Origin of the sequence: Brevundimonas sp. (genome assembly GCF_046295075.1) — a bacterium.
Classification (GTDB): domain Bacteria; phylum Pseudomonadota; class Alphaproteobacteria; order Caulobacterales; family Caulobacteraceae; genus Brevundimonas.
The window spans coordinates 317,956-333,998 of record NZ_JBKBOC010000001.1; the positions used below are offsets into that span (position 1 = coordinate 317,956).

At 67.9% G+C, this 16,043-nt stretch carries 15 protein-coding genes; 7 read left to right on the plus strand and 8 right to left on the minus strand.

The window, feature by feature from the left end; genetic code table 11:
* The first annotated feature begins 46 nt into the window (after positions 1–46).
* The 4 genes from ACK4MH_RS01650 (at position 47) to ACK4MH_RS01665 (ending at position 5,447) form a co-directional block, all read left to right on the plus strand.
* A complete protein-coding gene (locus tag ACK4MH_RS01650) occupies positions 47–1,858 on the plus strand; it encodes a vWA domain-containing protein (protein ID WP_409713762.1) in 1,812 nt (603 codons plus the stop codon).
* Positions 1,859–1,918: 60 nt separating this feature from the next.
* Complete coding sequence (locus ACK4MH_RS01655; protein WP_409713765.1) at positions 1,919–2,326, plus strand: CBS domain-containing protein; 408 nt, start codon at positions 1,919–1,921, stop codon at positions 2,324–2,326.
* 76 nt (positions 2,327–2,402) lie between these two features.
* Positions 2,403–2,972 (plus strand): hypothetical protein, encoded by a 570-nt coding sequence (locus ACK4MH_RS01660; protein ID WP_409713768.1) that lies wholly within the window; start codon positions 2,403–2,405, stop codon positions 2,970–2,972.
* 90 nt (positions 2,973–3,062) lie between these two features.
* Entirely contained in the window at positions 3,063–5,447 is a 2,385-nt protein-coding gene (locus ACK4MH_RS01665; RefSeq protein WP_409713771.1) for an ATP-binding protein, read from the plus strand.
* Positions 5,448–5,481: 34 nt separating this feature from the next.
* Here the strand turns inward: ACK4MH_RS01665 and ACK4MH_RS01670 are convergent, their stop codons facing one another.
* The 8 genes from ACK4MH_RS01670 to ACK4MH_RS01705 all read right to left on the minus strand — a co-directional run bounded on the left by ACK4MH_RS01670 (position 5,482) and on the right by ACK4MH_RS01705 (position 13,293).
* The gene (locus tag ACK4MH_RS01670) at positions 5,482–6,951 is read right to left on the minus strand and encodes a S41 family peptidase (protein ID WP_409713774.1); all 1,470 of its coding nucleotides are present in this window, start codon (positions 6,949–6,951) and stop codon (positions 5,482–5,484) included.
* Positions 6,952–6,991: 40 nt separating this feature from the next.
* The gene (locus ACK4MH_RS01675; protein WP_409713777.1) at positions 6,992–8,152 is read right to left on the minus strand and encodes a helix-turn-helix domain-containing protein; all 1,161 of its coding nucleotides are present in this window, start codon (positions 8,150–8,152) and stop codon (positions 6,992–6,994) included.
* A 70-nt stretch (positions 8,153–8,222) separates the two neighbouring features.
* Positions 8,223–9,404 carry an acetyl-CoA C-acyltransferase gene (locus ACK4MH_RS01680; RefSeq protein ID WP_409713780.1) on the minus strand — a complete coding sequence of 394 codons (1,182 nt, stop codon included), beginning with the start codon at positions 9,402–9,404 and terminating at the stop codon, positions 8,223–8,225.
* Between the two features lie 57 nt (positions 9,405–9,461).
* Positions 9,462–10,448 (minus strand): flavin reductase family protein, encoded by a 987-nt coding sequence (locus ACK4MH_RS01685; protein ID WP_409713783.1) that lies wholly within the window; start codon positions 10,446–10,448, stop codon positions 9,462–9,464.
* Positions 10,449–10,528: 80 nt separating this feature from the next.
* Positions 10,529–11,149 (minus strand): DUF1190 domain-containing protein, encoded by a 621-nt coding sequence (locus tag ACK4MH_RS01690; RefSeq protein WP_409713786.1) that lies wholly within the window; start codon positions 11,147–11,149, stop codon positions 10,529–10,531.
* Between the two features lie 5 nt (positions 11,150–11,154).
* Complete coding sequence (locus tag ACK4MH_RS01695) at positions 11,155–11,568, minus strand: DUF350 domain-containing protein (protein WP_409713789.1); 414 nt, start codon at positions 11,566–11,568, stop codon at positions 11,155–11,157.
* 26 nt (positions 11,569–11,594) lie between these two features.
* A complete protein-coding gene (locus tag ACK4MH_RS01700; RefSeq protein WP_409713792.1) occupies positions 11,595–12,242 on the minus strand; it encodes a YjfK family protein in 648 nt (215 codons plus the stop codon).
* Positions 12,243–12,249: 7 nt separating this feature from the next.
* Entirely contained in the window at positions 12,250–13,293 is a 1,044-nt protein-coding gene (locus ACK4MH_RS01705; RefSeq protein ID WP_409713795.1) for an ion channel, read from the minus strand.
* Positions 13,294–13,369: 76 nt separating this feature from the next.
* On the opposite strand from ACK4MH_RS01705, the gene ACK4MH_RS01710 reads away from it, so the two are divergent.
* The 3 genes from ACK4MH_RS01710 to ACK4MH_RS01720 are packed head-to-tail and all read left to right on the plus strand — an operon-like array spanning position 13,370 to position 15,976.
* Entirely contained in the window at positions 13,370–14,050 is a 681-nt protein-coding gene (locus tag ACK4MH_RS01710; protein WP_409713798.1) for a YjfI family protein, read from the plus strand.
* A 15-nt stretch (positions 14,051–14,065) separates the two neighbouring features.
* Positions 14,066–14,806, plus strand: coding sequence for a PspA/IM30 family protein (locus tag ACK4MH_RS01715; RefSeq protein ID WP_409713801.1), 741 nt, complete (start codon positions 14,066–14,068; stop codon positions 14,804–14,806).
* A 3-nt stretch (positions 14,807–14,809) separates the two neighbouring features.
* Positions 14,810–15,976 carry a glutathionylspermidine synthase family protein gene (locus ACK4MH_RS01720; protein ID WP_409713804.1) on the plus strand — a complete coding sequence of 389 codons (1,167 nt, stop codon included), beginning with the start codon at positions 14,810–14,812 and terminating at the stop codon, positions 15,974–15,976.
* Positions 15,977–16,043: the final 67 nt, after the last annotated feature.

Consider the following 16,043-nt stretch of genomic DNA (forward strand, 5'->3'; position numbering starts at 1 on the left):
AACACGGGACGGCGAATACCCCCTGGGGTTGAAGCGGGAGGACGCCATGTCTCATATTTCACGGGCCGCGCTAGCGGCCCTTATCGGTCTTTCGTTCGTCGCGCCGCCGACGGCGCCGCTGGCCCAGACGATGGGCGAGCCCCGATCGATGGACGGCGAGGCGACGCCGGCGGCCTGCGGGCCGTTGGGCTTCGACCTACAGCCGTCGCCGTCCGTGCCGGCTCTCGTGCGCAGGGTGGCGCCGACGGGGCCTCCCGTCATGGTCGCGCCCACCCGCAAGGAGGATCGCGTCGCATACGCCCCCCCTCCGCCACCACCGCCGCCTCCGCCGCCACCTCCGCCGGCCCCGCCCGCCGCGATGGCGGGGAACGTGGTCGTCACGGGCTCTCGGGTTTCAGCCATCACGCCAGCCCCCGCGCCCGCCGACACCGAACGCTATCCCGACGCGACGCCCAATCCGGTGAAGCGGACCAGCGATCAGCCGGTCTCGACCTTCTCCATCGACGTGGACACGGCCGCCTATTCGAACGTCCGCCGCTTCATCGACGAGGGGCGCAGTCCCCCCAGGGACGCGGTGCGGGTGGAGGAGCTGATCAACGCCTTCGACTACGACTATGCCCGGCCGACCGCGCAGAGCCGGCCGTTCGCCATCACCACGGCGGTCGCCGCTTCGCCCTGGGCGCCAGGGCGTGAGATCGTGCATATCGGCCTGCAGGGCTATGAGCTGCCGACCGGAGAGCAGCGGCCGCTGAACCTGACCTTCCTGGTCGATGTTTCGGGATCGATGGCGTCGGCCGACAAGCTGGATCTGGCCAAGAAGGCGATGAACCTGGCCATCGACCGGCTGCGGCCGCAGGACACCCTGGCCGTGACCTATTATGCCGAAGGCGCCGGCACGACCTTGCAGCCGACGCGTGGTGACGAAAAGCTGAAGATGCGCTGTGCGGTCGCCAGTCTGCGCGCCTCGGGCGGCACGGCCGGGGCCACCGGCATGACCAACGCCTATGACCAGGCCCAGGCCAGCTTCGCCCGTGACAAGGTCAACCGCATCCTGATGTTCACCGACGGCGACTTCAACGTCGGCGTGACCGACGACAAGCGGCTGGAGGACTATGTCGCCGACAAGCGCGGGACCGGCGTCTATCTGTCCGTCTATGGCTTCGGGCGCGGCAACTATCAGGACGCGCGGATGCAGACCATCGCCCAGGCTGGCAATGGCGTGGCGGCCTATGTCGGGGACCTGCGCGATGCGCGCCGGCTGTTCGGCCCGGCGTTCGACAAGGGCGCCTTTCCCATCGCCGACGACGTGAAGATTCAGGTCGAGTTCAATCCCGCCCGCGTCGCCGAATGGCGGCTGATCGGATATGAGACCAGGCTGCTGAACGAGGAAGATTTCGCCAACGACCGCATCGACGCGGGCGAGGTCGGATCGGGCGCCAGCGTCACGGCCCTGTATGAGATCACCCCCGTCGGCGGCCCGACCCAGGCGCCCGAACGGCGCTATCCCGATAATCGTATTGGGGTCGGCGGCGGCGATCCGAACGGCGAAATCGGCTTCGTCCAGGTGCGCTATAAACAGCCGGGCCAGAGCCGGTCGGAGCTGATCCAGCAACCGTTGACCAATCGCGCATCAGGCTCGGTCGGCGCCCAGCCGCCGGAATCGACCCGCTGGGCCATCGCCGTCGCCGGCTTCGGCCAGAAGCTGCGGGGCGATCCGTGGATGGCGGCCGACTATGGCTGGGACCGGATCGTCGATCAGGCACAGGGGGCCAGGGGCGAGGATCCCTATGGCGACCGGGCCGAGTTCGTGCAGATGGTCCGTGCGGCCGAGAGCCTGCCTGCGCAACGGACGCCCTGATCGGAACCGCTGCGCTCGCGGCGGGTTTCCAGCGCAACGCTTGAACCAAGGAAACCCGCCATGAAGATCCGCGACGTGATGACCAAGGACGTGCACCTGGCCCGCCCCGCCGACACCATCCAGGATGTCGCCAGCCGCATGGCCAAGGGCGGCTTCGGCTTCGTGCCCGTCGCGGACGGCGACCAGTTGATCGGCACGATCACCGACCGCGACATCGTGGTGCGCGCCCTGGCGACCGGCGCGGCCTCCAGCGCGGCGGTGGTAGAGTTCATCACCCGCGATCCGCAGACGGTTCTGGACACCGACGACCTGAAGGTCGTGCTGGACCTTATGGGCGCCAAACAGATCCGCCGCGCGCCGGTAGTGGACAAGCATGGCCGCGTCGTCGGCGTGGTCTCGCTGGGCGATCTGTCCACGCGGGTGAAGGAAAAATACGCCGGAGAGGCGCTGGAGAGCATCTCGCGTTAAGACCTGCGTAACCGCGCCCCGACACCGGGCGTCAAGGATCGTCGTTCATCCTGTCCGTTGAAGTTCGGAGAGGTCTATGGCGCGCGCGCAGTTCCAGAAGGGTCAGAAGGTCTGGGTCGAATGCGTCGGCGCCTGGGCCTTCATCGAACAGGTCCAGCCCGTGTGGGCCAAGGGCTTCGACGAACCCGTGCGCGTCACCTATGACGTCGGTCTGGGGCGCGAGTTCACGGCCAGCGAGCTGATGCTGGCGATGGACGATCCGTCGGCGAAAGAGGACTTGGGCGAGTGGCGGCTGCTGCGGGCGCGCAACAAATGGCAGTTGCCCGAGGACTGCCTGCACCACCCCCACCCCGGCACCTATCCCGTGGTGGTGACCGACCGGGCGGACTGGGGCGGCTGGCGCGTGCCGGGCGCCGAATACGACCGCGATCCGCAGCAGATCGAGCTTCAGGCCCGGCTGATCGCCGCCGCGCCGCAGCTGATGCAGATCGCCCAGGGTTTGGTGGACATGGTGTCGGAGGCGCCCGACGACGCCCCGCCCGCCGTGCTGACCCTGGCCAGCCAGGCGCGCGATACGCTGCAGGGCGTGACGCGGGTTCTGGAGCCTGCGCCGGACCGCCTGCCGGCGCCGGTCACAGCGGCTTAAAATACCGTTAAAAGCGCGCGCCAAGCCTCGACAGGAATCCGCGACGCAGCCTAGATTCCCCTGACAGCAGATTTGCCGGGGGGACGGGGCTTGCGCGACGAGGAGCGGCGGGAAAATCGGTCGGGGCGTCGCGCCTCCGACCGCGCCCCCGGCGCGCCGGCCTGGCTGCGCGTTTCCGTGCTGGTCCTGGCCCTGATCGCCACCGGCTATGTGCTTCTGGCGTCACGCGAAATCACCAGACCGACGCGCGATGTCAGCCGGCTGGAAGCCGAGAACCTGACGCTGAACACGCAGCTGGTCGCCAGCCAGACCGCCGTCCTGATCCAGTCCGCCGACGCCGGCCTCGCCGCCGGCCAAACGGTCATTCGCGCCGGCCGCCCGCCCATCGAAGTGGTCGAGGCCGCGCGTCGGGTCGCGCCCCAGGTCGGGTTTTCGCTGATTGGTCCCGGCGAAACGGTTCAGGCGACCCAGGGCGAGGGCGCCGTCATCGCGTCGTCGGCCAGCATCGACGGGGTCCGGCTGGAGGCGCGGATCGACCCGGTCTTGCCCGCGTCCAGCGACGCGCGGATCGTCTCGGCGGCCGGGGTTGTGCTGGCCTCACGGCGCGCCGCCGAAGTCGGTCAGCCGATCCGGGCCTTGATCGGCGCCGACGCCGCGGCCTTGGCCGGCTATGGGGCGCCGCGCACCGTGACGGTCGGGGGCGAAACGCGGATGGCGACCGCCGCCCGCACGACCGCAGACGGTCCCTATGTCGTCACCCTGTCCCAGGGCGACGCGGCCTCCTTCTACGACGACGCCTGGCTGGTGGGCGTGCCGCTGCTGCTAGGCCTGGTGGTCGTCGCCCTGTTCGTCTTCTACGGTTTTCGCCAGACCCGTCAGCACCGCGAGCGCATCGCCACCGAGAAGCGGTTCCGCATCGCGGTCGAGGCCGCGCGTTGCGGCGTGTGGGAATGGGACCTCAAGAAGGATGAGGTGTCCCTGTCCGACTATATGGCCACCCTGCTGGGGTTCGAACGCGGCGGCGTGACCTCGGCCGATGACGTGATCGCCCGCGTCCATCCGCGGTTCCGCGATGAGGTGCTGCACGCCCTGCGCCAGGCCGCCGCCTATGGCGCCTTCGAGATCACCTTCCCGGTGGCCGGCCCCGACGGCCGCACGCGCTGGATCGACGCACGGGGTCAGGCGCGCGGGACGCGCGGCGAGAACGGCTTCACCGCCATCCTGGGCGTCGCGTTGGACATCACCGAGGCCCGCCGCGCCAAGGCCGCCGCCCAGGCCGCCGAGAGCCGGCTGCGCGACGGGGTCGAAAGCATCTCGGACGCCTTCGTCCTGTTCGACCGCCAGGGGCGGCTGATCCTGTGGAACCAGGCGTTCGAGGACGCCTTCGGCTTCGAGCACGGCATTGTGCGGCGCGGGGCCCTGAAGGACGAGCTGAACCGGATCGCGGCCTTGGCCATCAAGGCCGAGCATAAACCCGCAGGCGGTCGCGCCGGTCTGCGCGAGGTCGAACTGCACGACGGGCGCTGGCTGCAGCTGTCCGAGCGGTTCACCTCGGAAGGCGGCTCGGTCGTCACCGCCGCCGACATCACCGCCATCAAACGCCAGGAGGCCGAGCGCCGCCGCGCCGCCGACGACCTGCGCGCCACCGTCGATCAGCTGGAGGCCAGCCGTGAGACGCTGGCGCTGCTGGCGCGCAAATACGAGGTCGCCATGACCCGCGCCGAGGCCGCCAACCAGGCCAAGTCCGAGTTCTTGGCGAACATGAGCCACGAGCTGCGCACGCCGCTGAACGCCATCAACGGCTTCTCGGAGATCATGGCCAGCGAGCTGTTCGGGCCGCTGAACGAGAAATACAAGGGCTATGCCGGCGACATCCTGAAGTCGGGCCAGCACCTGCTCAGCCTGATCAACGACGTGCTGGACATGGCCAAGATCGAGGCCGGCAAGATGACCCTGCACTATGAGCCCGTGTCGCTGCGCGAGGTGTGCGAGGACGCGGTGCGCCTGATGCGCGGCAAGGTGCAGGAGGCGGGGCTGAAGATCTCGGTCGAGGGCGGCGACCTGCCCGACATCGAGGCCGATCATCGTGGGGTCAAACAGGTGCTGCTGAACCTGATCTCAAACGCCGTGAAGTTCACGCCCGACGGCGGGTCCATCGTCGTGTCGCTGAACCGGTTCGCAGGCCCGGCGGGTGAAGACCGTATCCGCGTCGCCTGCGCCGACACCGGTATCGGCATCGCCCCCGACGACCTGGTGCGCCTGGCCCGCCCGTTCGAACAGGTCGAGGGCCAGCATTCCAAGACCACGCAAGGGACCGGCCTGGGCCTCGCTTTGACCAAGGCCCTGATCGAGATGCACGGCGGCCAGCTGACTATGGAAAGCGAACCCGGCGTCGGCACGGTGGTCAGCTTCGACCTGCCGGTGAAGCGGCCGGACCAGACGGTGCAGCCGATCCGGGCGGCGTTCGCGGCTTAGGCGTTCGCCTGACCCCGAACGCAGCCCTTTCGCATCATTCCCTTGTGATGAACGCCATTGCCGCCGCCATCTGCGGATCGCGACCCGAGGCGATGTCTTCGGCCGTCGTCTGAACCAAGACGTCGGGCTGGATCGCGGCGTCCGGCTGGGGCGTATCGGGGAAGCTGGCGATCAGCGGCAGGTCTATCTCGATGCCGGACGCCGGAAGCTTGAGGAAGAAGAAGGCGCCGCCGTTGATGCCGCGCCGATTGCCGCCGGTCGGCTGGCCGATCAGGGTGGCGGCGCCGCTCTGTTGCACGGCCTGGGCGAACCCGAAGGTAGCGGAGCTGTTGGAGGCGTCGCAGAGGACCGCGACCGGTCCCGTGAAGCGCGTTCCGGCCGGTCGGATGACCGTGCCCTCCGCATCATCGTCGTAGCGGGTCAGTTGATAGAAGCCGGGGCGTTCGGTGGAGGGTTGGGCCTGGTCGCCCCAGTCGAGGAAGCTGCGATCCCAGGTGTGAAGATAGGGCCGAACCGATTCAGGGGCGCTGCGGTAGCGGGTCCAGCGCTGGTTGCGCGACACAGGCAGATCGCGGTCAATCAAGCGGCTGAGGATGAGGGCGCCGCAGTCGAGGCCGCCCTCATTGCCGCGCAGATCGATGATCAGGCCTCGCGCTCGCTCGGAGCTCAAGGCGTCCAGAGTCTCGCCCAGCCAGGCCTCCCAGGCGAAGGTCGAATTGAACAGGGCCCAGCTGGGCATGGTCAGGCGGCGGACGCCGCCGGGCAGGCTTTCGAGCGTCCAGGGATTGGCGTCGCCGGTCGGGCTGGCCGACGGCGCCAGGCGGGACTGCCGCTCCGCAAGAGTGAGCAGCGGCGCGCGCACGATCCGCCTGTCCGCGAGGGTGAAGGCGGCCTCGTCCTTCAGCGGCAGGATGAGCGGCAGGTGGATGTCGAAGGTTTCGAACCGGTCTTCGCCACGAACCTCCATCAGATTGATGCGCTTGGCGTCGTTGCCGCCGTCGGCGCGAGCGAGCGGGACCAGTCGGGCCAGAAGCGTTTCGGTGGCGACGCCGTCGATGGCGCTGACGACAGTGCCTCTCGGCAAAGCGCCCGTCATCGTGTGATCCTCGGTGATCACGATGCGGCCGTCGATCCAGCGAAAGCGGAACGGCATAAGCGAACGGTCCGGGTACATGGCCGCGACCATGGCGTCGTCGCCGTTGTAGGGGCTGGGATAGGTGTGGCCGCAGCGGATCGAGGCGGTGACCCGCGTCAGGGCCAGAAAGCGCTCACGGAATGACCCCGGCGCCCGCCAGGTGTCGGCAAGCGCGTCGAGGCGCGCCGTGATCTCGGCCGTCGTGCTGTAGCGGTAGAGGCCCGGATGCATGGTCTCCCAGACCTCGCGCAGGATGGCGACATCGCCGCTCCAGTCGTCGGGCTGGGACTGCGCCCAGGCCGGACACGCCGAGGCGAGGGATAGGCCAGCGGACATTTGGAGCAGGCGGCGGCGGTTCAGCGACGGCATGGGATATCCTCGATCTCGATGGTGTCGAGGATGTGCGGCCTCACGCCTTTGCGCGCCTCAGATCATCGTCACACGACACAAAAACAGGATCTGAGACCTGTTGGCGGTACCGGGAGGGTGGCAGGCCATAGCGGGCCTGGAAGGCGCGGTTGAAACTGGCCTTGGAGGCGAAGCCCATCTCGAAGGCCAGGTCGAGCAGATCGGCGTCCGTGCGGGTCGCGAGCGCCTCGGCCACGCCCTCGGCCCGGAGACCATTGACGAAGGTGGAAAAGTTGACGCCGAACCCGAGGTTGATCGCTCGGGACAGCCGCCCGCTGTTGGTGCCCAGACACCGGGCCAGACGCGGCAAGGTCAGCGCCGGCTCGCGCCACCAGCCTTCTGCACGAGTTCGGGCTGCAAAGTCGGCGGCGATGGCGCCCCAGTCCGGCGCGACGCGCACGGGCTCGTCGGTCACCGGCGCATCTTCAGGGACGAACGTCTCGGGGAGGCCGGCGTGGCGCCAGCCCGAAACCCCGAGATAAAGGCCCAGTGCGCCGAGCGCGAAATACAGGCCGGCCTGTTGGAAATAGTCGATGCCGCCGGTCAGGGCGGACCAAAGCCAGAAACCGACCTCGACGAGGAGGCCGAGGACGATGGCGGCCCGCACTCGCCCAAGCCAGCGCGCGGAGAACAGGTCGTCGTCGCTGCGGGCGTCGGCCAACCGGCGGCGATAGTCCCTGAGCACCCGGCCGATGGCCCAGGCGTAGGCGCCGAGGCTGGCCATGGCGAGCACGTCGAGGACCGGGGCCGCCACCTCGCGGTGAGCACCCGTGTACCAGGCCCATTTAATGTCCAGCGGCAGGAGGAAGCAGGCCCCGAAATAGAGGAACTGCGCCAACGGCGGGGCCATGTGCCAGGCCATCCGGCGAGGCAGGCGACCGGCCTGTAGCGCATGGGCATAGGCGTAAAGCAGGGGGCCTAGAGCCAGGGGGATGGCGAAGGGCGCGAAGGTCAGGCCGCGCCAGAGATCGTAGGCGCCCGCGAACCCAATGGCATAGGGGATCAGAAGGCCTGCAATGACCAAGAGGGCGCCAGCCAAAAGGCGGTTGGCCATCCGTCGCGTCGAGGCGGTGACGAGGGCGATGGCGAGGGCGGTGATCTGAACGGCGATTAGGCCGAGAAGCGCCGTTCGCCATCCGAAATCGAGTTGGAGTTGGTCCATCACCCGACGCTAGAAGCTGGGGCCGACGAGAGGAAGCCTACCTCGCGCGACCAATCCAACTGCAAATACCCTAAACCAACTCCACGCCCATCGCGGTCGCTTCGCCGCCGCCGATGCACAGGGCGGCCATGCCCTTGGTCTTGCCGTGGGCTTTCAGGGCGGACAGGAGGGTGGTCAGGACGCGGGCGCCGGATGCGCCGAGCGGGTGGCCCAGGGCGCAGGCGCCGCCGTTGACGTTGATCTTGTCGTGGGGGATGCCGAGTTCCTGCATGGCGATCATCGGCACGATGGCGAAGGCCTCGTTGACCTCCCACAGATCGACGTCGTCGGCGCTCCAGCCCGCCTTCTTCAGCGCCTTTTGCAGGGCGAAGACCGGGGCGGTGGTGAACAGGCTGGGCTCCTGGGCGTGGGCGGCCTGGCTGACGACGCGGGCGATGGGCGTCAGGCCGAGCGCCTGGGCCGTCGACTGACGCATCATGACCAGGGCGGCGGCGCCGTCCGAGATCGAGGCGGCCGAGGCGGCGGTGATGGTGCCGTCCTTGCCGAAGGCGGGTTTCAGGTTCGGAATCTTGGAGGGGTCGGACTTGGTCGGCTGTTCGTCGCGATCGACGATGACAGGGCCCTTGCGGGTCTTGACCTCGACCGAGGCGATCTCGGCGTCGAAGGCGCCGCTGTCCTGGGCCCGCTTGGCCCGGCCGGCGCTTTCGATGGCGTAGGCGTCCTGCTGCTCGCGGGTGAACTGATAGACCTTGGCCGTGTCCTCGGCGAACTGACCCATCAGCTTGCCGGGGGTGTAGGCGTCCTCCAGCCCGTCCAGATACATGCTGTCGGAAATGACGTCGTGGCCGATGCGCGCGCCGCCGCGGTGCTTGGTCATCAGATACGGGGCGTTGGTCATGGATTCCATACCGCCCGCCACGATCACGTCGGCCGAACCGGCCGCCAGGGCGTCGTGCGCCATCATGGCCGCCTGCATGCCCGAGCCGCACATCTTGTTGATCGTGGTCGCCTCGGTCGTGACGGGCAGGCCCGCGCCCATGCCCGCCTGACGCGCCGGCGCCTGGCCCAGACCGGCGGGCAGGACGCAGCCCATGATGATCTGCTCGACCTTGTTCGGGTCCAGCCCGGCGCGCTCCAGCGCCGCCTTGACCGCCACGGCGCCCAGGTCGGTGGACTTGGCGTCCGACAGCGCGCCCTGGAAACCGCCCATCGGGGTTCTGGCGTAGGAGACGATGACGACGGGATCGGACATGGAGCGGTTCCTCTTGTTGCGCGGACAGATAGCGATCCGCCCGACCAATTCAAAGCGTCAGGAGAAGTGCAGCCGCCGATACTTGCCCCGGAAATAGAGCAGGGGATCGCGTCGCGGCTCGAACCGCGCGCGCGTGACCCGGCCGATGATGACCAGATGATCGCCGGCCTCAACGATCTGTTCGGTCCCGCATTCGAAACTGGCCAGGGCGCCCGACAGGATGGGCGCGCCGGTGTCCCAGGTCTCCCACGCCACGTCCTGGAACCGGTCGGCCTGGGACCGAGCGAAGACGCCGGAGGTGGGCTGCTGGCCGATGTGCAGGACGTTGATGGCGAAATGCTCGGCCTGACGGAAGCGCTCGACGTTGGTGGACGACCGGGCCAGGCAGAACAGGATCAGCGGCGGGTCCAGCGACACCGACGAAAAGGAGTTGGCGGTCAGGCCCACGGGCTGTCCGGCCTCGTCCAGCGTGGTCACCACCGTCACCCCGGTGGCGAAACAGCCCAGAGCGTCGCGCAGGGTGCGCGGGTCGGACCCGGCCTGATAGTGCAGGGCCTCGCGCGGGGCCTGACGTTCGAGGAAGCCCAGCAAGGCGGCGTTCTCGGCCTCCAGCCGATCGGGGGCGTCTTCGAGCGTGTCGGCGCGCGAAACCACCTGCGTCGGAACGCCGGTCAGCAGGGCCTCGACCTCGGGCGACACGACCCCCTGCCCTTCGCCGGCGACGATCACCAGGCAGCTGGCCAGGGCCGGGCCGGTGACAGCCAGGGCGGGGGCCATGACCGGCAAGGTCTCGTCCGCACAGACGATGGCCGGGCGCGACGGGATTTCGGTCAGCAGACGCCTGAGCGCGACGGAGGCATCCTCGTCCCCGTCGAACGCGGCGGCCAGGACGACATGACGTCCCGCGTCGACCAGCGCCCGCACCGAGCGCCGCCAGTCGCCCGACAGACGCTCAGGCGCGCCGACCAGCAGGACGATGGGATCCTCCGGGTCGCCCCAGCTTTCGACGTCCAGGCCTCCGATCCGGGGCGGCGATGCGGTCATGGGGCGGGGCGGTCCGGTCAGTCGTGAAGCGAAAGGCGATCCCTAATAAGGGAAGTCCGGCGGCGGACGCCAGAGACGTCTCAGCCGCCGTAGCTCCGGCCGCCGCCGCCGAAGCCGCCGCGCGAGACGACGGCGGTGCGGCTTTGCACGCGGCTGGGCGCCTGACGCGCCACGTCGCCGTGCTCGCGCCCGTTGGTCAGGGTCTTGCCGGTGCGATAGTCGCGGTAGGTGTAGCCTCCGCCGTAGCCGTTCGACAGCCGGCCTTCCCGGTCGCGATACAGCGGTCCGCCGCCGCGATAGCCGCCGCCGTTCAGCATTTGCCCGATGATGAATCCGGTCAGCAGCGGGGTGAAGAAGGAGCCGTTGCCGCCCTGGTTGTTGGGCTGGCACTGGGACGGCCCCCACTGGCCTTCGCACTCCTCGCGCGTGGCGTAGCGGGGCGCGGTCTTGGCGGCCTCTTCCTGGGCCTTGGCCAAGGCGGCGTTGCACTGATCGTCCGGGATGTCGTTGGCGGCGCGGCACTCATCCAGCGACTGATAGGCCAGGGTCGGTTCGGGCTCGGGCGGCGGGACGCGCTGGGGCGAACCGCAGGCGGCCAGGGAGAAGCTGGCGGTCGCCATCAGGCTGCTGACGTGCAGGACGCGCGAGCGCTTCAGCCGGCGCATGGTGTCTGTCTTGGGCAGATCTTTCGGATCGGTCATGGCGGTCACGACGTCATGCAGGCGGCGTTGAGCAGGCCGACGCAGATGGAGATGGAGGCCAGATAGACGGCCGCGGCGATCTCGCCCGCCTCGATGCGGACGACTAGGTTGCGGAAGGCCATGCGGCTGATGGCGACGAAGACGACGATCTGGATGATCCCGGCCAGCAGGGCCCAGGCCGCGAACTCCATCAGGCTGACGGTGTGCGACAGGGCCGAGGCCAGGGGCAGGACGTAACCGATCAGGGCGCCTCCGAGAGCAATGGCGGCGGCGGTGTTGCCTTGCCGGATCAGCGTATGCTCGTGATACGGCGTGACCCACTGGTAGACCAGTTTGAAGGCCAGGGTGAAGGCGCCCGCCATGGCGAAGGCGATCAGGAAGGCGATCGCCCCCTGCTGAAAAATGAACCAGTCGAACATCTGTCTTGCCCCTTAAGATTGCGCGCTCAGGCGCGGAACTCGGCCATTTCCAGTGGAATGCCGATCATGATTTCGTGCGTCGTCTCGCCGCCCTCGGGCTGCTGCTCCAGAGCGATCATCAGTTCGCGCCCGCCGCCCAGGTCGCGAGCATACAGCATGCAGGTCTGGAAGATCTTGGCATAGGGGGTGGTCGCAGCCCGGTCGTCCCAGATCGTCTCCCACAGGGTGACGGGCGGCTGGATGGCGTCGCTCTCGGCGAACCAGAAGCGCGGATAGTCGGGCAGTTCCTCGGCCGCGCCATGGAAGACCGGCGCCGACAGCCGGTCGCGCCAGATGCGGCGTTCGCGCTCACCCGGCGGATAGGCCGAGGTCCAGGGGATGAACAGGCTGAAGTCGTAGCTTTCGGCGCCCGCCTCGTCGTCGCTCATGGCCTGAAGCATGACGTGGTCGTCGGTGTAGAAGCGGTGGACGAACTGGCCGCTGTCCAGACTGACCAGCCCTTGCGCCGAGATGTCCAGCACGTCGCGATCCAGCACGAAATGGGTCTCGTCGCCCAGTCGACGCCAGGCCAGCGGGTCCAGCGATACGGTGCGGCCCACGGTGATGTTGCGCACCGTCGCCAGCCGATTGGCGGGGGCGGCCTTCTCCGACGATCCGAAAAGCTTCTTGAACATGGGACGATCAGTATCCGGCCAGGCTCGGCTGGCTCAGCCGGGCCGCCGAGACATAGAACAGGCGGTCGCCGTCTTCCACGGCTGTTTCGGGCGACGGATTGAAGCGCGGCGATTCCGCACCGTGGGGTTGATGCGCCAGGAGGGTGGCGCGGTGGTGTAAAAGCCGTTGCGTCAGGTCGCCGACCGACCGGCCCGCACCCGCCCATCTCAGGCTGAACAGGGTCGCGCCGTCATCCAGATGGCTGGTCAGGGCGCTGATGACCTGGCTGGAGCCTGGATCGCGCGCGGCGCGGGCCAGCATTTCCGGCGCCGACGACAGAACGATCTCGACCCGAGGACAATGCTGCGCCAGCAAACGCGCGCTGTCAGCGTCGTCGAAGAAACACACGATGTGCGCGGCGTCAGGCGCCATAGCCGAGACAGCCAGGGTCGCGGTCAGGGTGTCCGCGTCGCTGCTGGCGTAGATCAATATGCGGCTGGCGTTCGCCGCACCGGCTCGCGCGAGGCCCGCTGTAGAGGTCAGGCTTTCCGTGTGGACGTAGCGAATGCGCGGATCGACGTCCGCCACCGCCTGCCGCGTGAGCAGCACCAGGGTCTGGGACCGATTCAGCTCCGCACACAGTTCCTCGACCATCTTGGGCGTCCGGACCGGGTGATAGCCGACCAGCAGAATCGTATCGGTCATCTTCGAATAGTCTCCCTTGCCGGATCGCCGGATGCGCCAGATGTCTCCGATCCCGGCCAGCACCTTGGCCACGACGGTGGTGAAAGCTGCGATGGCCCCTGGAAAGATCCACAAGGCCGTGACCAGCCGCCCGCCGACGCCTTGCGGACTGATGTCGCCATAACCTACGGTGTAGGCCGTCGTCGCGTACCAGTAGAAGAAAGTCAGCGGATCATGCAGCTCCGCCTCTCGTGCGATGGCGAGAAACAGCCACGACGAGACCGCGTGAAAGAGGATCAGGCCGATCAACATCCGCCAGTGCATGTCGGCCATGGCGTGGAACGCCCGGTCGAAAATCACGGCCAGCTTCATTCGCGGCAGCAGCATGCGTTCCCTCTTCAGGTCAGGATGAGCCCAGACCCCTAGGCGAAGTCAAGCGTTCATGTTACGCGTTTCATGAAACATGCCCAGCGCCAGCCCGCCCTCGTCCGCCGCCAATGATCGCATCCGTGCGTGGCGGCAGGCGCGTCGCGAGGCGGGGCTGGTGAAGCTGGAGCTTTGGGTGCCCGAATCCGCCCGCGACGACGTCAAGGCCGCCGTCCGCGCCATCATTACCGATTCCACACGCGGCCCACACCTTGCCGGCCGCGCGCGCCGCCCCACTTCTCATTCCATCACCCCTGGAGACGACCACCATATGGACGCCGTGATCGAGACCCCCTGGACCGTGCCCGCCATCAAGTCGGCGCTGGACGAATCCCCTCTGCTGCGCGAGGGCGAAATGACCGTGCGCGTGGTCGAGGGCGCCGAGCCCGTGTTGCTGGCGACCATGCATGAATACGGCGACCTGCCGGTCTATCTCAGCGTCGGCGGCGCCCAGATCGTCTGTTCGGTCCTGCTGTGGCCAGTCGCCGAACAGGCCGACCGCCACGCCTTCAACGAGTTTCTGCTGAAGGCCCAACGCGTGGTGCCTCTGTCGAACTTCGCCATCACCAACGTCGGCGGCGAAGACGTGTATGAGCTGATGGGCGAACTGTCGTGCAAGACGACGCTGCAGACCATCCTCATCGAACTGCGCACCCTGGCCGAGAATGCGATCGACGCCACCGAACTGCGTGAAACCTTCGGCGCCGACGCCGCCTGATCCGGAGACCCGACCATGTCCATGCTCAGAAAACTGTCCGCCCTGTTTCGGGGTTCGGCCCATGACGCGGCCCAAGGCGTCGTCGACGCCAATGCGCTGAAAATCCTCGATCAGGAAATCCGCGATGCCGACAATGCTCAAGGCAAGGCGCGCGACGACTTGGCCGGCCTGGTGGCGCGCCGCCGCATGGCCGAGAACGAGATGGTCAGCTTCCGCGACCAGATCGCCAAATACGAAAGCTCGGCCCGCTCGGCCATGAGCCAGGGCAAGACCGACCTGGCCCGCGAAGTCGCCGGCCGCATCGCCGAGCTGGAAGTCGAGATCACCAGCCGCGGCCCGCTGATCGAGGACATGAAGACGGCCGAGACGCGCCTGCGCACCGCCATCTCGGCGACCGATCAAAAGATCGAGACGCTTCGTCGCGAGATCGACATCGTCAAGGTCAACGATTCCGTTCAGCGCGCCCAGACTTCGGTCGCCCTGAACTCGGCCGGCGCCCAGTCGCGCATCGGCTCGGCGGCGGACAGCCTTCAACGCATCAAGCAGCGCCAGGCCATCCAGGAAGAAAAGCTGAACGCCAATCAGGCGCTGGAGGATCGCCGCACCGGCGCCGACTTGGACGCCAAGCTGCGCGAGGCCGGCATTTTGCCCGGCCATTCGTCGGCCGACGACGTCCTGGCCCGCCTGAGCCAGCCGGAGGTGACCGTGGTCACGCCGCGCATCGGGCAATCTACGCCCGACAAAGACCCGGCCTGATCCATGGAGCGTCTGCGCTTCGATCCCCGCACCGACTGGGACGCCAAGGCCGAAGAACTGGGCTTCACCTGGCGCCATACCGACGGCAAACCCTATTGGGACGAGACGGCGGCCTACGCCTTCTCGCTGGCCGAGATCGAGGACGGGATCGAGGCGCCAACCGAGGAACTGCACGGCCTGTGCCTGGAACTGGTCAATGAGGCCGTCCAGTCCGAACGGCTGATGGAGCAGCTCGATATTCCTGAGACCATGCGGGACTATGTCGCCGACAGCTGGAAACGCGGCGACCCGTCCCTCTATGGCCGGTTCGACTTTGCCTATGATGGAGCGGGTCCGGCCAAGCTGTATGAATACAACGCCGACACCCCGACCAGCATCTATGAGACGGCGGTGTTCCAGTGGCTGTGGCTGGAGGACCAGATCACGGCCGGCGCCCTGCCCGCCGACGCGGATCAGTTCAACAGCCTGCACGAAAAGCTGGTCGACCGGTTCCGGGCCATCTTCCCGAACGGCGGCTTCGTCCATTTCGCCTCGGACGCCGAGTTCGTCGAGGACCGCCAGACCGTGCGCTTCCTCGAAGATCTGGCGCGCCAGGCCGGGTTGGACCCGCAATTCGTCGCCATCGACCAGATCGGCCTGAACGCCGACGGCCGGTTCGTGGACCACGAGAACTGGATCATCCAGGCGATGTTCAAGCTCTATCCGTGGGAGCAGATGCTGCGCGACGAATACGCCGCCCCCCTGCCCACCGCCGACGTGACGGTGCTGGAACCGGCGTGGAAGAGCATCCTGTCCAACAAGGCCATCCTGCCCCTGCTGTGGGAGCGGCACGCGGGCCACCCCAACCTGCTGGAATCCTATTTCGAGGGCGATCCGGCCGAGGGTTCGCTGGGGTCGTCCTATGTCCGCAAGCCGCTGTTCTCGCGCGAAGGCGACAATGTCGAACTGATCGACCAGGGCCTGAGCGCAGCCGAGGTCGTTGACGGCGGCTATGGCGAGGGGCGCTACATCCGCCAGGCCCTGTGCGATCCGCCGCTGTTCGACGGCAACCACGTCATCGTCGGATCATGGGTGGTCGGGACGGAGCCGGCGGGGATCAGCCTGCGCGAAGACACGGGCCGGATCACCCGCAACACCTCGCGCTTCGTGCCGCACTTCATCCGGGGCTGAGGCGATCGGCGTCGTAGGCGGCAACTAACGGTGACGCTCGCCGTTAACGTGGCCTTACACAGACGCC

Excerpts from the sequence above, each read along its gene's own strand:
- ACK4MH_RS01650 (WP_409713762.1), top strand. The coding sequence starts at position 47 with ATGTCTCATATTTCACGGGCCGCGCTAGCGGCCCTTATCGGTCTTTCG.
- ACK4MH_RS01655 (WP_409713765.1), top strand. The coding sequence starts at position 1,919 with ATGAAGATCCGCGACGTGATGACCAAGGACGTGCACCTGGCCCGCCCC.
- ACK4MH_RS01660 (WP_409713768.1), top strand. The coding sequence starts at position 2,403 with ATGGCGCGCGCGCAGTTCCAGAAGGGTCAGAAGGTCTGGGTCGAATGC.
- ACK4MH_RS01670 (WP_409713774.1), bottom strand. The coding sequence starts at position 6,951 with ATGCCGTCGCTGAACCGCCGCCGCCTGCTCCAAATGTCCGCTGGCCTA.
- ACK4MH_RS01675 (WP_409713777.1), bottom strand. The coding sequence starts at position 8,152 with ATGGACCAACTCCAACTCGATTTCGGATGGCGAACGGCGCTTCTCGGC.
- ACK4MH_RS01680 (WP_409713780.1), bottom strand. The coding sequence starts at position 9,404 with ATGTCCGATCCCGTCGTCATCGTCTCCTACGCCAGAACCCCGATGGGC.
- ACK4MH_RS01685 (WP_409713783.1), bottom strand. The coding sequence starts at position 10,448 with ATGACCGCATCGCCGCCCCGGATCGGAGGCCTGGACGTCGAAAGCTGG.
- ACK4MH_RS01690 (WP_409713786.1), bottom strand. The coding sequence starts at position 11,149 with ATGACCGATCCGAAAGATCTGCCCAAGACAGACACCATGCGCCGGCTG.
- ACK4MH_RS01695 (WP_409713789.1), bottom strand. The coding sequence starts at position 11,568 with ATGTTCGACTGGTTCATTTTTCAGCAGGGGGCGATCGCCTTCCTGATC.
- ACK4MH_RS01700 (WP_409713792.1), bottom strand. The coding sequence starts at position 12,242 with ATGTTCAAGAAGCTTTTCGGATCGTCGGAGAAGGCCGCCCCCGCCAAT.
- ACK4MH_RS01705 (WP_409713795.1), bottom strand. The coding sequence starts at position 13,293 with ATGCTGCTGCCGCGAATGAAGCTGGCCGTGATTTTCGACCGGGCGTTC.
- ACK4MH_RS01710 (WP_409713798.1), top strand. The coding sequence starts at position 13,370 with ATGCCCAGCGCCAGCCCGCCCTCGTCCGCCGCCAATGATCGCATCCGT.
- ACK4MH_RS01715 (WP_409713801.1), top strand. The coding sequence starts at position 14,066 with ATGTCCATGCTCAGAAAACTGTCCGCCCTGTTTCGGGGTTCGGCCCAT.
- ACK4MH_RS01720 (WP_409713804.1), top strand. The coding sequence starts at position 14,810 with ATGGAGCGTCTGCGCTTCGATCCCCGCACCGACTGGGACGCCAAGGCC.